We start from the raw sequence: 14,799 nt of genomic DNA, 5'->3' as shown, positions 1-14,799 counted from the left end.
CTAAATCTATATAAATCCATTTTCTTTCAATAAATCTTTTATATCCTTTTGCGCTATTAGTTTCTCTACATACTTAGAAAGTATATCAACTTCGATATTCACACTATCTCCTACACTTTTATAACCCAATGTCGTCTTAAGCATTGTATGTGGAATAATTGAAACAGTAAAATAATCATCTCCATCTTCAACAACCGTTAAACTTATACCATCTACCGCAATGCTTCCCTTACGTACAATGTATTTTGTAAATTCTTTATTGATAGCTATCTTAAATATAAAAGCATTTTTTTCCTGCCTTTTGTCTATGATTTTTCCAACGCAATCTATATGACCAGTTACGATATGCCCACCCATTCTCCTTCCAACTTGAAGTGCTCTTTCAAGATTGACAATGCTTCCAGTTTTTAAATCTTTTAAATTGCTTGCTCTCATGGTTTCAGGCATAACGTCAGCTGCAAAACTTTCGTCTGATATATTAGTAACAGTTAAACATACACCGTTGACTGCTATACTATCACCTATTTTTGTCCCCTCAAGGACTTTACTACATTTTATAACAATTTTTGTAAAAGTACCATGTATAATATTTTTAACAGTTCCTGTTTCCTCTATAATTCCAGTAAACATACGCCATAACCTACTTTCTTACATATGCTGTTATTAGTATATCATCATCTATTCTATCAATCTCCACATCTTTTAATTCTATTGAATTTTCTATATTTGAAAAGCCTATACCTTCTACAGGTGTTAAAGCATTTTTACCTCCTATTATTCTAGGTGATATAAAAAACATAACTTTATCAACAATTCTCTCTTTAAGTGCAGACCAATTTAATGTCCCACCACCTTCAATCAATACACTATCAATCCCCCTCTCTCCAAGTTTTATCATTAGCTCTTTTAAAGGTACTTTTCTATTGTCGTTCTTTAATATAATAACTTCAATATCCATATCTTCAAGCTTCTTTCTCACATTGTTTGGCATAAGTTCTGTTGTAGCAATTATCGTTTTTGCCGTTTTGTCTCTTATTACATTTGAGTCAAGTGGAATTCTACCTCTACTATCCACAATAATCCTTACAGGATTTTTATACCCCTCCAACCTTGTTGTAAGCATTGGGTTATCATTAATTACTGTATTTACCCCAACCATAATGGCGGATACACGTCCTCTTATTTTATGAGCAAATTTTCTTGATTTCTCATTTGTAATCCATTTAGAATTTCCATTATAACAAGCAATCTTACCATCAATACTCATAGCAGATTTTAATATCACAAAGGGAAATTTTGTCGTGATATATTTAACAAATATTTCGTTGAGTTTCCTCGCGTCTTTCTCCATCATCCCAACGTGTACTTCTATCCCAGCTTCTTTTAATCTTTTTATACCATTTCCGCTAACTTTAGGATTTGGATCTTCCATTGCTATATATACCCTCTTAATGCCAGATTTAATTATTTCTTCAACACAAGGAGGTGTTTTGCCATAATGGCTGCAAGGTTCAAGTGTTACAAACATAGTAGAACCTTTGACATCTTCAACTGCATTTTTTAATGCATTTACTTCAGCATGGGGACCTCCAAAATATTCATGATAACCCTCTCCTATTATTTTTCCATTTTTAACTATTACAGCACCCACAAGCGGATTAGGATTTGTGTATCCCCATCCTTTTTCAGCCAGTGTTAAAGCTCTTTTCATATATTCTTCCAATTCAATCCCTCCTATACTAAAAAATCCTGAAGGCTAAACCTTCAGGGTTAAAAAATCCCCAGAGAACATATTCCCTGGGGAATATTTCTCCTTCTCCCATCCAGACTTTAACTGTCGGCCTCGGAATTTCACCGAGTCTGCCAAAAGGCTCGCGGGCTATACCGCCGGTACGGAATTTCACCGATCCCCGAAGGTTTTATCCAATTGTATTTTCAACAGTTCCACCTGCAGGAATAAATGGAAGCACCATTTCGTCCTTATCTATAATACATTCTATCATAAAAGGTCTTTTTTCGCCATAGGCTTTTTTAAAAGCTTTTTCAAATTCTTCTTTTGTTGTAGCTCTTATTCCTTCCACTCCAAAGTCGCTTGCAAGCTTAGCAAAATTCAAATTTGCATTCAAATCTGTGTGGGAAAATCTCTTGTCATACAAAAGGTTTTGCCATTGTCTTACCATGCCTAAAGTTTGGTTGTTGAGTAGTACTGTTATAACCGGAATATTATATACAGCGGCTGTTTCTAAGGCATGTATATTCATTCTTAAACTTCCATCACCTGCAATGTTTACAACCCTTTTATCTGGCCTTCCTACCTGCGCTCCTATTGCAGCTGGAAGTCCAAAGCCCATTGTCCCTAATCCTCCTGAGGTGACAAAGGTCCTGGGCTGTTTAAATTTATAAAACTGGGCAGCCCACATTTGATTTTGTCCCACTTCAGTAGCTATTATAAGGTCATCGCTTGAAAGCTGTTGAATTTTTTCTACTATCCATTGAGGCCTCAAAACTTCATCTTTTTTATACTTTAATCCGTGCTTTTCTCTCAAGAAAGAAATTTCCTCTAACCATTCTTTTCTCTCAATGAATGGAAGTTTATTCGTTAAAAGTTTCAATACTTCTTTTACTTTGCCTATAACTGCTACCTCTACTTCTACATTTTTCCCTAATTCTGCAGGGTCTATATCAATATGGATTATTTTAGCATTGGGAGCAAGTCCCCCTGCTTTGCCAGCAACTCTGTCGCTAAATCTCGTCCCTATCGCTATCACAAGGTCTGATTTATACACAGCCAAATTTGCAAATCTACTTCCATGCATGCCTATAAGACCTAATGACAGAGGATGATCCTCAGGAAAGCACCCTAATCCCATCAAAGAAGTAGCAACAGGTATGTTGGTCTTCTCTGCAAATTCTATGAGTTCGGCTGAAGCTTCCCCCCAAATCACTCCTCCTCCTGCAAAGATTACAGGTTTTTTACTTTGCAAAATAAGTTCTATAGCTTTGTCTAACTCTTTTTGTGAAACTATTCCATTGACATTGTTTTTTATATCAATGCTATCTCCCATTCCCTTAACATATTCTATGTCGGCATTCTGTATATCTTTTGGGATATCTACTAATACAGGACCAGGTCTTCCACTTTTGGCGATCGCAAACGCCTGCCTTATAGTATCTGCCAGTTTATCAGGGGATTTTACAATAAAATTGTGTTTGGTTATAGGCATTGTAATACCTGTTATATCTACTTCTTGAAATGCATCTTTTCCTATGAGGTTTGTCGGCACCTGTCCTGTTATCGCCACAACAGGTACGGAATCCATATAAGCATTGGCTATACCTGTCACAAGATTGGTAGAACCGGGGCCAGAGGTAGCAAAGCAAACCCCTACTCTTCCGGTAGCTCTTGCATAACCATCTGCCATATGGGCTGCCATTTGCTCATGGGTTGCTAATATGTGTCTTATATCAGAGTCATACAGTGCATCATAGATAGGGATAACTGCTCCTCCAGGTATGCCAAATATGGTGTCAACACCCACTTCTTTTAAAACCTCTATTACAATTTGTGCACCTTTTAATGTCACAAGGCTCCCCCCTTAAAAACTGCACCTGTATTTGCAGAAGTCACCTCTTTAGCATATCTTGCCATATAACCAGTTTTAATCTTCGGTTCAGGTCTTACCCATTTTTTTAGTCTTTCTTTGATTTCTTCATCTCTCAACTTGACATTAATTTTCCTCGCTGGTATGTCTATCTCAATTATGTCTCCATCCTGAAGTATAGCTATTTCTCCTCCTTCCATAGCTTCCGGAGAGACATGTCCTATTGAAGCCCCTCTTGTTGCACCTGAAAATCTACCGTCTGTTATAAGTGCCACATCTTTATCAAGTCCCATACCTGCAAGGGCTGAAGTAGGACTTAACATTTCTCTCATTCCCGGTCCACCTTTTGGCCCTTCGTATCTTATTACAACTACATCTCCTTTTTGTATTTTCCCTCCATATATTGCAGCTATGGCTTCTTCCTCAGAATTAAACACCTTTGCTGGTCCTTCGTGTCTTAACATCTCTTTTGCTACAGCAGATGCTTTTACAACAGCTCCTTCCCTTGCAATGTTACCGTAAAGTATCACAAGGCCTCCAGTACTGCTGTAAGGGTTGTCTATTGGTCTTATCACATCATGATTTAAAACTTTCGCGTCTTTTATATTCTCTCCCAATGTCTTTCCTGTAACTGTTAACACTTCAGTATTTATAAGATTAGCTTTCGTCAGCTCTTTTAAAACAGCCGAAATTCCTCCTGCAAAATAAAGGTCCTCTATGTGATATTTCCCTGCAGGGCTTAATTTACATAAATTAGGTACTCTTGCACTAATCTCATTAATCTCATTTAAAGGTATATCTACACCTGCCTCATGAGCTATAGCTTTTAAGTGCAATACTGTATTAGTAGAACCACCTAAAGCCATGTCTAAGCTAAAAGCGTTTATGAATGCCTCTTTCGTGAGTATATCAGAAGGCTTAATTCCTCTCTCTACAAGCTCCATGATTTTCATTCCTGCTTGTTTTGCAAGTCTTATCCTTTCAGAATAAACAGCCGGAATCGTACCATTTCCTGGAAGTCCCATTCCTAAAGCTTCTGTCAAGCAATTCATAGTATTTGCGGTAAACATTCCCGAGCAAGACCCACAAGTAGGACAAGCATTAAGTTCTATTTTATAAAGGTCTTCATCTGAGATTTTCCCAATTTTATGTGCTCCTACAGCTTCAAAAACGCTGCTTAAATCGCACACATCTCCATTACACTTTCCTGCAAGCATTGGGCCTCCGCTTACAACTATTGCAGGAATATTAAGTCGTGCTGCTGCCATAAGCATCCCCGGCACTATTTTGTCGCAATTAGGTATAAGCACAAGCCCATCAAATCCGTGGGCCATTGCCATGATTTCAATGCTATCTGCAATAAGTTCTCTACTCCCTAAAGAGTATTTCATACCTTTATGGTTCATGGCAATGCCATCACAAACACCAATAGTGGAAAACTCTATAGGAGTTCCTCCTGCCATTCTGATGCCTGCTTTTACAGCTTCAGCTATTTTGTCTAAATGCATATGACCTGGTATAATTTCATTTTTTGAGTTTGCAACTCCTATAATAGGCCTTTTTATCTCTTCATAAGTCAAGCCTAAAGCATATAAAAGTGACCTATGCGGCGCCTTTTCAACTCCCTTTTTTATGCTATCGCTTATCAATCTCCTCACCCCTTTACATACTCTACCACTTTATCTCCCATCTCCTGAGTATTTAAAATTATTCCTTTTCCTAAATCAAAAGTCCTATAACCTGCTTCTAAAACTTTATTTACTGCATCCTTTATGTCATTAGCAGCATCTATAAGGTCAAAAGAATATTCCAGCATCATAGCAACTGACAATATTGTAGCTAAAGGATTGGCCTTCTTTGTTCCAGCAATATCTGGAGCAGAACCGTGTATAGGTTCATAAAGTCCCACTTTATCTTCTCTTAAGCTAGCAGAGGGAAGCATCCCTATAGAACCTGTAAGTTGTGAAGCTTCATCGCTTAAAATATCACCAAACATATTAGAAGTGAGAATTACATCAAATTGAGAAGGATTTTTAATTAGTTGCATAGCACAATTATCTACATACATATGGTTTAACTCAACATCAGGATATCTCTTACTTATTTCTTCTACCGTTTTTCTCCATAATCTGGAAGAATCCAAAATGTTTGCCTTGTCTACAGAAGTGACTTTCTTTTTCCTCTTTAAAGCCACTTCAAAGGCAATGACCGCTATCCTTTCTATTTCTGAGGTCTGGTACACTTCTGTATCATAAGCCTTAAAACCATAATCTATAGCAACTGTTCCTCTTGGTCCAAAATAAATTCCACCAGTAAGTTCTCTTACCACAAGAATATCTAAACCCTCTTGTAATAACTCGTTTTTTAAAGGAGAAGCTACTTTTAAAGGAGAATAAAGAACAGCCGGCCTTAGATTTGCATAAACCCCTAGACTTTTTCTTAAAGCCAGAAGTCCTGCTTCTGGCCTTTTATCCCCCTCAAGGTTATCCCATTTGGGACCTCCCACTGCTCCCAAAAGTACAGCATCACTGGAAAGACACGCATTTTTTGTCTCTTCCGGATAGGGAACACCGTATTTGTCTATAGCTTCTCCCCCAAAAGGATACTTTTTTACATCAAATTTAAGTTTGTACTTATCTTCTATAGCATACAAAACTTTTAACCCTTCTTCTATGACTTCCGGTCCAATTCCATCTCCAGGCAAAACAGCAATTTTAAACAATTTTACACCTTCTCTCTGACATAATTTATAAGTCCACCGTATTTCATTATTTCTTTTATGAAGTCAGGAAAGGGTTGAGCTTTAAATTGCGTTCCCTTACTCAAATTTTTTATGATTCCATTATCTGTATCAACCAAAACAATATCACCTTCTTCAATCCCATCTACCGCTTCCTTGCATTCTAATATCGGAAGCCCTATATTTATCGCATTTCTGAAAAAAATTCTTGCAAACGACTTAGCAATTATACAGGATATACCCGATGCTTTAATAGCAATTGGCGCATGCTCTCTGGAAGATCCACTACCAAAATTTTCGCCTACAACCAGTATATCTCCTTCTTGAACTTTGTTTTTAAACTCTTTGTCTAAATCTTCCATACAATGCTGTGCCAATTCTTGTGGATCTGATGTGTTTAAATACCTTGCTGGTATTATAACATCTGTATCTATATTGTCCCCGTATTTTATGGCTTTCCCCTGCATCATTCTACCTCCTCTGGACTTACGATATATCCTGCAATAGCTGAAGCGGCTGCAACAGCTGGACTTGAAAGATACACTTCACTCTCAGGATGTCCCATTCTTCCTACAAAATTTCTGTTAGTAGTAGCCAGTGCCCTTTCTCCTTTAGCCAGAATTCCCATATGTCCGCCAAGGCAAGGTCCACAAGTAGGAGTAGATACTGCCGCACCTGCTTTTATAAACTCTTCGATGTAACCTCTTTTAACACATTCAAGGTATATTTCCTGTGTTGCGGGGAAAATTAAAAGTCTTACATCAGGATGGACCTTTTTGCCTTTCAATATCTTATAAGCTATCTCCATGTCTGACATGCGTCCATTGGTGCAAGAGCCAATAACTACTTGGTCTATTTTAACTTTTCCAATTTCATCAATATTTCTAGTGTTTTCAGGCAAATGAGGAAATGCTACTTGAGGCCTTATCTCATCCAAATTTATCTCATAAACCTCACTGTACTCAGCATCTTCATCCCTTTCAAATACCTTATACTCTCTTTTTGCTCTCCCTTTAACATATGCTTCGGTAATTTCGTCAAAATCGAAAATACCGTTTTTAGCCCCTGCTTCTATTGCCATATTGGCAATTGTGAATCTATCGTCCATTGACAAAGCTTTTATATTCCCTGTAAATTCCATAGATTTATATAAAGCTCCGTCAACCCCTATTTTCCCGATTATATACAAGATAACATCTTTTCCACTTACCCATTTTTGCAAATTGCCTTTTAACACAAATTTTATTGCTTCTGGCACTTTAAACCACGCTTTGCCTGTCGCCATTGCTGCCGCCATGTCAGTGCTTCCTACTCCTGTAGAAAAACAGGTAAGAGCGCCATAAGTGCAAGTATGAGAATCAGCACCTATGACAACATCCCCCGGAAGTACAAGTCCTTTTTCGGGTAAAAGTGCGTGCTCTATTCCCATTTGCCCTACTTCAAAGAAGTTTACTATTCCATGTTTTTTTGCAAATTTTCTCATTATATTTACTTGCTCCGCCGATTTTATGTCCTTATTAGGAACAAAATGGTCGGGTACAAGGGCAATTTTAGTTTTGTCAAATACCTCTTCTTTTCCTATCTTTTCAAACTCCTTTATAGCAACAGGAGCAGTAACGTCATTGCCTAACACCATATCCACATCTACTTCTATTAACTCTCCTGGTTTTACTTCTCTACCGACTTTTGCTGACAATATCTTTTGTGTCAATGTTAAGCCCAAGCTTCTCCCTCCTTAAAACTTCTAAACTCTTCCAAAGTCTCTTCAACAACAAATCTTATATCCTCATCTACAATTATCTTTTTTCTGTCCGCCAAATCTTTAAACCTTCTAAAAGCATCACTTAATTCTCCTGGTGAAAGATTATTGTACCCCAATTGTCTGACTTTCAATTCAAAAGCATTTCTTCCTGAAAGCTTACCTAATGCAAAAGTATCTGGAACTATTCCAATATCCTCTGGTTTCATTATTTCATAGGTAGCTCTGTTGTTTATAACTCCATGTTGGTGAATTCCCGCTTGATGCCTAAAAGCATTAGCACCTACAATTGCCTTATTAGGTTGGAGGTTAATTCCTGTAAGTTTGCTTACTAATTTACTGGTATTGTATATCTCTTTAATGTTTATTCCGTGAACAAGGCCAAAATAATCTTTTCTCGTATTCAGTGCCATTATTACTTCTTCCATAGCTGCATTTCCTGCCCTTTCCCCTATTCCGTTCACTGTTACTTCTACTTGAGTTGCTCCGTTTTCTATGGCAGACAAAGAATTTGCTACAGCAAGCCCTAAATCGTTATGGCAATGGGCACTTATCATTACTCCATCGATGTTAGGAATATTATTTCTGATGTATTTTATTAGTTCGCCAAATTCTCTCGGCATAGCATATCCTACGGTATCCGGCACATTTATCACATTTGCTCCCGCTTCTATTACCTCGCTAAAAACTTTTACTAAAAAATCCCAATCAGTTCTTGAAGCATCTTCTGCTGAAAATTCAATCTCATCAAATTTTCCTTTTGCGTATTTCACCATTTCAATGGCTCTTTTAAGCATTTCTTCCCTTGACATCTTAAGTTTGTATTTAAGATGTATATCAGAAGTTGCGATAAAAACGTGTAATCTAGACCTTTCAGCATTTTTCAAAGCACTGCTGGCTCTGTCTATATCCTCTTTTACAGACCTTGCCATTGCAGCAATAGTAACACCTTTTAATTTATCAGCAATATTTTTGACTGCTTCAAAATCTCCATTAGAAGCAGCTGGAAATCCTGCTTCTATGACATCCACTCCTAAAGATACCAACTGTTTTGCTATTTCAAATTTATCGTTAATGTTAAAGTTGACGCCAGGAGTCTGCTCCCCATCTCTTAACGTAGTGTCAAAAACAATGACTCTTTTGACCCCCATCGCATATCTACCTCCTTAAATTATTCTTTTTTAATCCAAGCCATCATTTCTCTCAAACCTTTGCCAACTTTTTCAATAAGATGATTTGCCTCTTTATCTTTCATAGCATTATACTGTGGTCTTCCTACCTGATTTTCTAAAAGCCACTCTTTTGCAAATTTTCCTGATTGTATTTCTGACAAAACTTTTTTCATCTCTTTTCGAGTCTCTTCTGTTATTATCCTCTTACCTGTCATATAGTCTCCAAATTCTGCAGTATCCGAAATAGAATATCTCATATAACTAAAACCGCCTTCATATATGAGGTCAACTATAAGTTTCATTTCATGCACACATTCGAAATAAGCTATTTCTGGCTGATAACCAGCTTCTACTAATGTTTCAAAACCAGCCTTCATAAGTTCAGTAACTCCACCGCAAAGGACAGCCTGCTCCCCAAAGAGGTCTGTTTCTGTCTCCTCTTTAAAAGTAGTCTCAATGACACCTGCTCTTGTACCTCCTATTCCCTTTGCATAGGCTAAAGCTATTTCAAAAGCTTTCCCTGTATAATCCTGGTATACTGCTACAAGATTTGGAACTCCTTTCCCTTCCTGGTATACTCTCCGAACTAAATGTCCCGGACCTTTTGGAGCTACCATAAACACATCCACATTTTTTGGAGGAACAATCTGTTTAAAGTGAATATTAAACCCATGAGCAAAAGCGAGAGCTTTACCTTCTGTAAGATTTTTTTCTATGCTTTCTTTATAGACTTTTGCTTGCTTTTCATCCGGTATCAGCATCATTATGATATCTGCTACTTTTGCCGCTTCCTCAACTGTATAAACTCGCAGCCCCTCTTTTTCTGCTCTTTCTTTTGATTTACTTCCCTCGTAAAGGCCAACTACTACATCAAGTCCAGAATCTTTCAAATTTAATGCATGAGCATGACCTTGACTTCCAAAACCTATTATTGCGATTTTTTTGTTTTTAAGTAAATTTAAATCTGCATCTTTGTCATAATACATCTTTGCCATTACAATTCCCCCTCATATTCTTTTAATGATTTATTACCTCTTTCTAAAGCTACAAGGCCTGTTCTTACCAGCTCTTTTACTTCAAATTTGCTTATGAGATTTATAAAAGCATTAATCTTTTCACTATCTCCGGTAATTTCTATAATCAATGAGTCCATTGAAATATCTATAACTTTTGCTCTAAAAGTATCTACAATGTGCATTATGTCATCCCTTGTATTTGAATCATAACCTACTTTAACTAACAGCAATTCTCGAGAAACATTATCCCTTGCTCCTATGTTTTGTACTTTCAACACATCTATAAGTTTATTAAGTTGCCTTATCACCTGGGTAACTGTATAATCATCTCCTTCCACTGTCAAAGTTATCCTTGAGATGTCTTCTTTTTCTGTCGTACCTACTGCAAGGCTTTCAATGTTATAGCCTCTCCTTGAAAAAAGACCTACTACCCTTGACAAGACTCCTGGATAATTGTTAACAAGGACAGATATAATGTGCAAATTATCACCCCCTATAAAAATCATTCCCCGCCCTGAAAGCACAGGGCGGGGATTTCCTCCACGCGGTACCACCTGTTTTCGCTATTACCTCACGGCAATAGCCTCACCAAGTTATACAACTTGACCTGTAACGGGTAATCCCGGTATAGCCTAATAAGCTTACCGCCGTTCAGCTATACAGCTCCAGAGCGATCTAATATGCGCCTCGGCACCGGTTTGCACCAACCACCGGCTCTCTTAAGCCTACGCACATACCCCTCACCTTCATCGCTTTTATACTTTATCATTTTAAAAATACAAATCCAAATAAAGTTACTTGTTATTTTAGCAGCATCTTTTACTTTAGTCAACTAAATTATTTGTAAATTTTCAATAATCTATCGTTTACATTTACTAAAAAATTTTAAATATCTCCCAAAAAAATTACTCTTTTTTTAACTATCATTAAAAATTGCTTTAATCGCATGCAGCTTAAACATTTTTGTCAAATTTGGTTTTTAAAAAGATATGTATTATGATTAAAATTAGAAAGTTCAAGAAGGGAGAGTGTTTATGAGTATTTTACATATGCCTTTAAAGATAAAGGATATTACAATAAAAAATAGAATCATGATGTCTCCTATGTGTATGTACTCAGCTTCTACAGATGGGATGCCAAATGACTGGCATATAGTTCATTACGCCACAAGGGCTATTGGTGGAGTAGGACTTATTATGCAAGAAGCCACAGCTGTTGAGAGCAGAGGAAGAATAACTGATCATGACCTTGGCATATGGAATGATGAACAAGTTAAAGAATTAAAAAAAATTGTAGACATTTGTAAAGCAAATGGCGCTGTGATGGGAATACAGCTTGCTCATGCAGGAAGAAAATGTAATATATCCTACGAGGATGTCGTAGGACCTTCCCCTATTAAAGCAGGAGACCGCTACAAACTTCCAAGAGAATTAACAATTGACGAAATAAAATCTATAGTAAAAGCTTTTGGGGAAGCTGCTAAAAGGGCTAACTTAGCAGGTTATGATGTAGTTGAAATACATGCAGCTCACGGCTATTTAATCCACGAATTTCTTTCTCCTCTTTCAAATAAACGAAAAGATGAATACGGCAATAGCATTGAAAATAGAGCAAGATTTTTAATTGAAGTGATAGATGAAGTTAGAAAAAATTGGCCTGAAAATAAACCTATTTTCGTGCGGGTATCTGCAAATGATTACATGGAAGGCGGAATAAACATAGATATGATGGTAGAATATATCAACATGATAAAAGACAAAGTTGATTTAATTGATGTAAGCAGTGGAGGACTTTTAAATGTTGATATAAATCTATATCCTGGATATCAAGTTAAATACGCTGAAACAATTAAAAAGCGCTGTAATATAAAAACTTCTGCGGTAGGATTAATAACGACACAAGAGCTTGCAGAAGAAATTCTTTCAAATGAAAGGGCTGACTTAGTTGCACTTGGAAGAGAACTTTTAAGAAATCCCTATTGGGTTCTGCATACCTACACTTCAAAGGAAGACTGGCCAAAACAATATGAAAGAGCTTTTAAAAAATAAGCCCCCAAAAATTGAGGGCTTATTTTTATTCTTCATTTTCTATTCTTGCAGTAGAAACAACCCTGTCACCATCATCAAGCTTCATAAGGGTTACTCCTCTTGTATCTCTGTGCATCTTAGAAATATCGGACACCTTCATTCTTATAAGAATCCCATTTGCAGAAATTATCATAAATTCATCTTCTGGATTTACTGACCGTATAGACACCAATTTACCAGTCTTTTCGCTAAGCCTTATCGCAATTATTCCCTTTCCTGCTCTTGTTTGAAGCCTGTATTCCTCTAAGTCCGTTCTCTTCCCAAATCCATTTTCTGTTACTACTAAAATTTCGCTATTGGGATGAACAAGGTCCATTTCTACCACTTCATCATCTTCTCTCAAGGAAATAGCTATTACACCTTTTGCCACTCTTCCCATAGGTCTTATGTCTTTTTCATTAAATCTTATAGCATAGCCTCTGGCAGTCCCTATTATTATTTCTCTTTCTCCATTTGTTAATTTTACATTTATAAGCTCATCACTTTCTTCCAACGTGATAGCAATTATACCATTTCTCTTAATTGACCTGAACTCTTCTATAGAAGTCTTTTTAATTATGCCTTTTTTAGTGCACATCACAATATACTTAATATCTTCTGACTTTTTAAGAGGAATAACCGCTGTGACTTTCTCTCCTTGAGCTATCTGTATGAGATTGACAATAGCCGTGCCTTTTGCTTGTCTTCCTGTCTCAGGAATGTCTATTGTCCTTAAACTATATACTTTCCCTTTGTTTGTAAAGAACAACAGTCTGTCATGAGTTGTAGTGATAAATATATCCTCTACAAAGTCATCTTCTCTTGTAGATATACCTAATATGCCTTTCCCTCCACGTTTTTGAGCCTTATAAGTATCAAGAGGCATTCTCTTTATATATCCATAGTGTGTCATTGTCACTACAACATCTTCCAATTGAACCAAATCCTCTAAATCTAACTCTTCTTCTTTTGCCACAATGCTTGTCTTTCTCGGAGTAGCATATTTATCTTTTATTTCCAAAAGCTCTTTTTTGATTATTTCCAGCACTTTTCTTTCATCTGCCAAAATTTCCTTCAATTCTTTTATCTTTTCAATTAACTCTTTAAGCTCATCTTCTACTTTTTGCCTTTCAAGCCCAGTCAACCTTCCTAATCTCATGTCAACTATCGCTTGTGCTTGTTTTTCGCTTAACCCAAACTTGTCCATTAAATTTTGTTTAGCAATTGCTTCTGTCCTTGAACTTCTTATTATGTTTATCACTTCATCAATGTGGTCAAGGGCGATTTTTAACCCTTCTAAAATATGGGCTCTTTCTTCTGCTTTTCTTAAGTCAAACTTGGTCCTTCTCGTTACAACATCCGCTTGATGATCTACATACTTTTCTATAATCTGCTTTAAATTTAGTATTTTTGGCTCTCCATCTACAAGAGCTAACATTATAGCTCCAAAGGTCTGCTGCATTTGTGTGTGCATGTAAAGTTTATTAAGTATCACCTTTGGATTGACATCTCTTTTTAGCTCTATTACAATTTTCATTCCATTCCTATCAGATTCATCTCTCAAATCAGAAATCCCTTCTATGTGCTTGTCACGGACTAACTCAGCTATTTTTTCAATTAACTTAGCTTTTAAAACCATATAAGGAATCTCAGTAATTACAATTCTCGTCTTACCGTGGTGTTCTTCAATTTCTGCCTTTGCCCTAACGACAATTTTACCTCTTCCTGTCTCATAAGTCTCTTTTATACCGTCTCTTCCTAGAATTATTCCTCCTGTAGGAAAGTCAGGTCCTTTTATATATTTCATCAGTTCATCTACTGAAATATAAGGATTGTCTATATAAGCGACAATTCCATCTATGACTTCTCCTAAATTGTGAGGAGGAATATTCGTAGCCATACCTACAGCAATTCCTTGAGAGCCGTTGACTAAAAGATTAGGAAATCGAGAGGGAAGTACAACTGGTTCCTTTAAAGTCTCATCAAAGTTTGGCACAAAATCTACTGTCTCTTTGTTGATATCTGTAAGCATCTCAAGGGCAATTTTTGAAAGCCTCGCCTCTGTGTACCTCATGGCAGCCGGAGGGTCTCCATCTATGCTTCCAAAGTTTCCGTGCCCATCTATCAAAGTTTCTCTCATTGAAAAATCCTGTGCTAGTCTCACTAAAGTATCGTAAACAGCTGCATCACCGTGAGGATGGTATTTTCCTAAAACTTCACCAACAACTGCAACGCTCTTTTTATATGGCTTGTCAGGGGTTAATCCCAACTCATTCATAGCATAGAGAATCCTTCTATGAACTGGTTTTAAACCATCTCTCACATCTGGCAATGCCCTTCCAACAATTACACTCATCGCATAATCTATATAAGATTTTTTCATTTCATCTTCAATGTCTACAGGGATTACTTTCTCTTTTTCTTCACTCATCTATTTCACCTCT

12 protein-coding genes, 1 riboswitch and 1 other annotated feature are annotated in these 14,799 nt (G+C 36.9%); of the genes, 1 reads left to right on the top strand and 11 read right to left on the bottom strand.

Features of this window, described 5'->3' with window-relative positions:
• Positions 1–6: 6 nt before the first annotated feature.
• The 10 genes from THEWI_RS00110 to ilvN form a co-directional block, all read right to left on the bottom strand.
• Positions 7–630: a riboflavin synthase gene (locus THEWI_RS00110; RefSeq protein WP_014061993.1), complete on the bottom strand. Its 624-nt coding sequence runs from the start codon at positions 628–630 to the stop codon at positions 7–9.
• Positions 631–640: 10 nt separating this feature from the next.
• Entirely contained in the window at positions 641–1,723 is a 1,083-nt protein-coding gene (gene ribD, locus THEWI_RS00105) for a bifunctional diaminohydroxyphosphoribosylaminopyrimidine deaminase/5-amino-6-(5-phosphoribosylamino)uracil reductase RibD (RefSeq protein WP_014061992.1), read from the bottom strand.
• 84 nt (positions 1,724–1,807) lie between these two features.
• Positions 1,808–1,922, bottom strand: a riboswitch (FMN riboswitch).
• Positions 1,920–3,584 carry a biosynthetic-type acetolactate synthase large subunit gene (gene ilvB / locus THEWI_RS00100; protein ID WP_014061991.1) on the bottom strand — a complete coding sequence of 555 codons (1,665 nt, stop codon included), beginning with the start codon at positions 3,582–3,584 and terminating at the stop codon, positions 1,920–1,922. (Overlaps the previous riboswitch by 3 nt.)
• Complete coding sequence (gene ilvD, locus THEWI_RS00095; RefSeq protein ID WP_041589165.1) at positions 3,581–5,251, bottom strand: dihydroxy-acid dehydratase; 1,671 nt, start codon at positions 5,249–5,251, stop codon at positions 3,581–3,583. Before ilvD ends, ilvB begins: the two co-directional genes overlap by 4 nt.
• Positions 5,252–5,256: 5 nt before the next feature.
• Positions 5,257–6,324 (bottom strand): 3-isopropylmalate dehydrogenase, encoded by a 1,068-nt coding sequence (gene leuB, locus THEWI_RS00090; protein ID WP_014061989.1) that lies wholly within the window; start codon positions 6,322–6,324, stop codon positions 5,257–5,259.
• A gap of 2 nt (positions 6,325–6,326) precedes the next feature.
• A complete protein-coding gene (gene leuD / locus THEWI_RS00085) occupies positions 6,327–6,809 on the bottom strand; it encodes a 3-isopropylmalate dehydratase small subunit (RefSeq protein ID WP_014061988.1) in 483 nt (160 codons plus the stop codon).
• The gene (gene leuC, locus THEWI_RS00080; RefSeq protein ID WP_014061987.1) at positions 6,809–8,065 is read right to left on the bottom strand and encodes a 3-isopropylmalate dehydratase large subunit; all 1,257 of its coding nucleotides are present in this window, start codon (positions 8,063–8,065) and stop codon (positions 6,809–6,811) included. The genes leuD and leuC overlap by 1 nt, the downstream gene beginning before the upstream one ends.
• Positions 8,056–9,252 carry a 2-isopropylmalate synthase gene (locus THEWI_RS00075; RefSeq protein ID WP_014061986.1) on the bottom strand — a complete coding sequence of 399 codons (1,197 nt, stop codon included), beginning with the start codon at positions 9,250–9,252 and terminating at the stop codon, positions 8,056–8,058. Before THEWI_RS00075 ends, leuC begins: the two co-directional genes overlap by 10 nt.
• 20 nt (positions 9,253–9,272) lie before the next feature.
• Positions 9,273–10,268: a ketol-acid reductoisomerase gene (gene ilvC / locus THEWI_RS00070; protein ID WP_014061985.1), complete on the bottom strand. Its 996-nt coding sequence runs from the start codon at positions 10,266–10,268 to the stop codon at positions 9,273–9,275.
• Positions 10,268–10,771: an acetolactate synthase small subunit gene (gene ilvN, locus THEWI_RS00065; protein ID WP_041589276.1), complete on the bottom strand. Its 504-nt coding sequence runs from the start codon at positions 10,769–10,771 to the stop codon at positions 10,268–10,270. The genes ilvC and ilvN overlap by 1 nt, the downstream gene beginning before the upstream one ends.
• 38 nt (positions 10,772–10,809) lie before the next feature.
• Positions 10,810–11,048, bottom strand: a binding site (T-box leader).
• A 275-nt stretch (positions 11,049–11,323) separates the two neighbouring features.
• Here ilvN and namA point away from each other — a divergent pair.
• Complete coding sequence (gene namA, locus THEWI_RS00060; RefSeq protein WP_014061983.1) at positions 11,324–12,337, top strand: NADPH dehydrogenase NamA; 1,014 nt, start codon at positions 11,324–11,326, stop codon at positions 12,335–12,337.
• A 25-nt stretch (positions 12,338–12,362) separates the two neighbouring features.
• On the opposite strand, the gene gyrA is transcribed toward namA, so the two are convergent.
• Entirely contained in the window at positions 12,363–14,786 is a 2,424-nt protein-coding gene (gene gyrA / locus THEWI_RS00055) for a DNA gyrase subunit A (protein ID WP_004399495.1), read from the bottom strand.
• Positions 14,787–14,799: the final 13 nt, after the last annotated feature.

It is taken from the genome of Thermoanaerobacter wiegelii Rt8.B1 (genome assembly GCF_000147695.2).
Taxonomy (GTDB): domain Bacteria; phylum Bacillota; class Thermoanaerobacteria; order Thermoanaerobacterales; family Thermoanaerobacteraceae; genus Thermoanaerobacter; species Thermoanaerobacter ethanolicus.
Note: the sequence above shows the minus strand (reverse complement) of the source record. Positions and strands in the feature narration are given on the sequence as shown.

Excerpts from the sequence above, each read along its gene's own strand:
- THEWI_RS00110 (WP_014061993.1), bottom strand. The coding sequence starts at position 630 with ATGTTTACTGGAATTATAGAGGAAACAGGAACTGTTAAAAATATTATA.
- leuD (WP_014061988.1), bottom strand. The coding sequence starts at position 6,809 with ATGCAGGGGAAAGCCATAAAATACGGGGACAATATAGATACAGATGTT.
- THEWI_RS00075 (WP_014061986.1), bottom strand. The coding sequence starts at position 9,252 with ATGGGGGTCAAAAGAGTCATTGTTTTTGACACTACGTTAAGAGATGGG.
- ilvC (WP_014061985.1), bottom strand. The coding sequence starts at position 10,268 with ATGGCAAAGATGTATTATGACAAAGATGCAGATTTAAATTTACTTAAA.
- namA (WP_014061983.1), top strand. The coding sequence starts at position 11,324 with ATGAGTATTTTACATATGCCTTTAAAGATAAAGGATATTACAATAAAA.
- gyrA (WP_004399495.1), bottom strand. The coding sequence starts at position 14,786 with ATGAGTGAAGAAAAAGAGAAAGTAATCCCTGTAGACATTGAAGATGAA.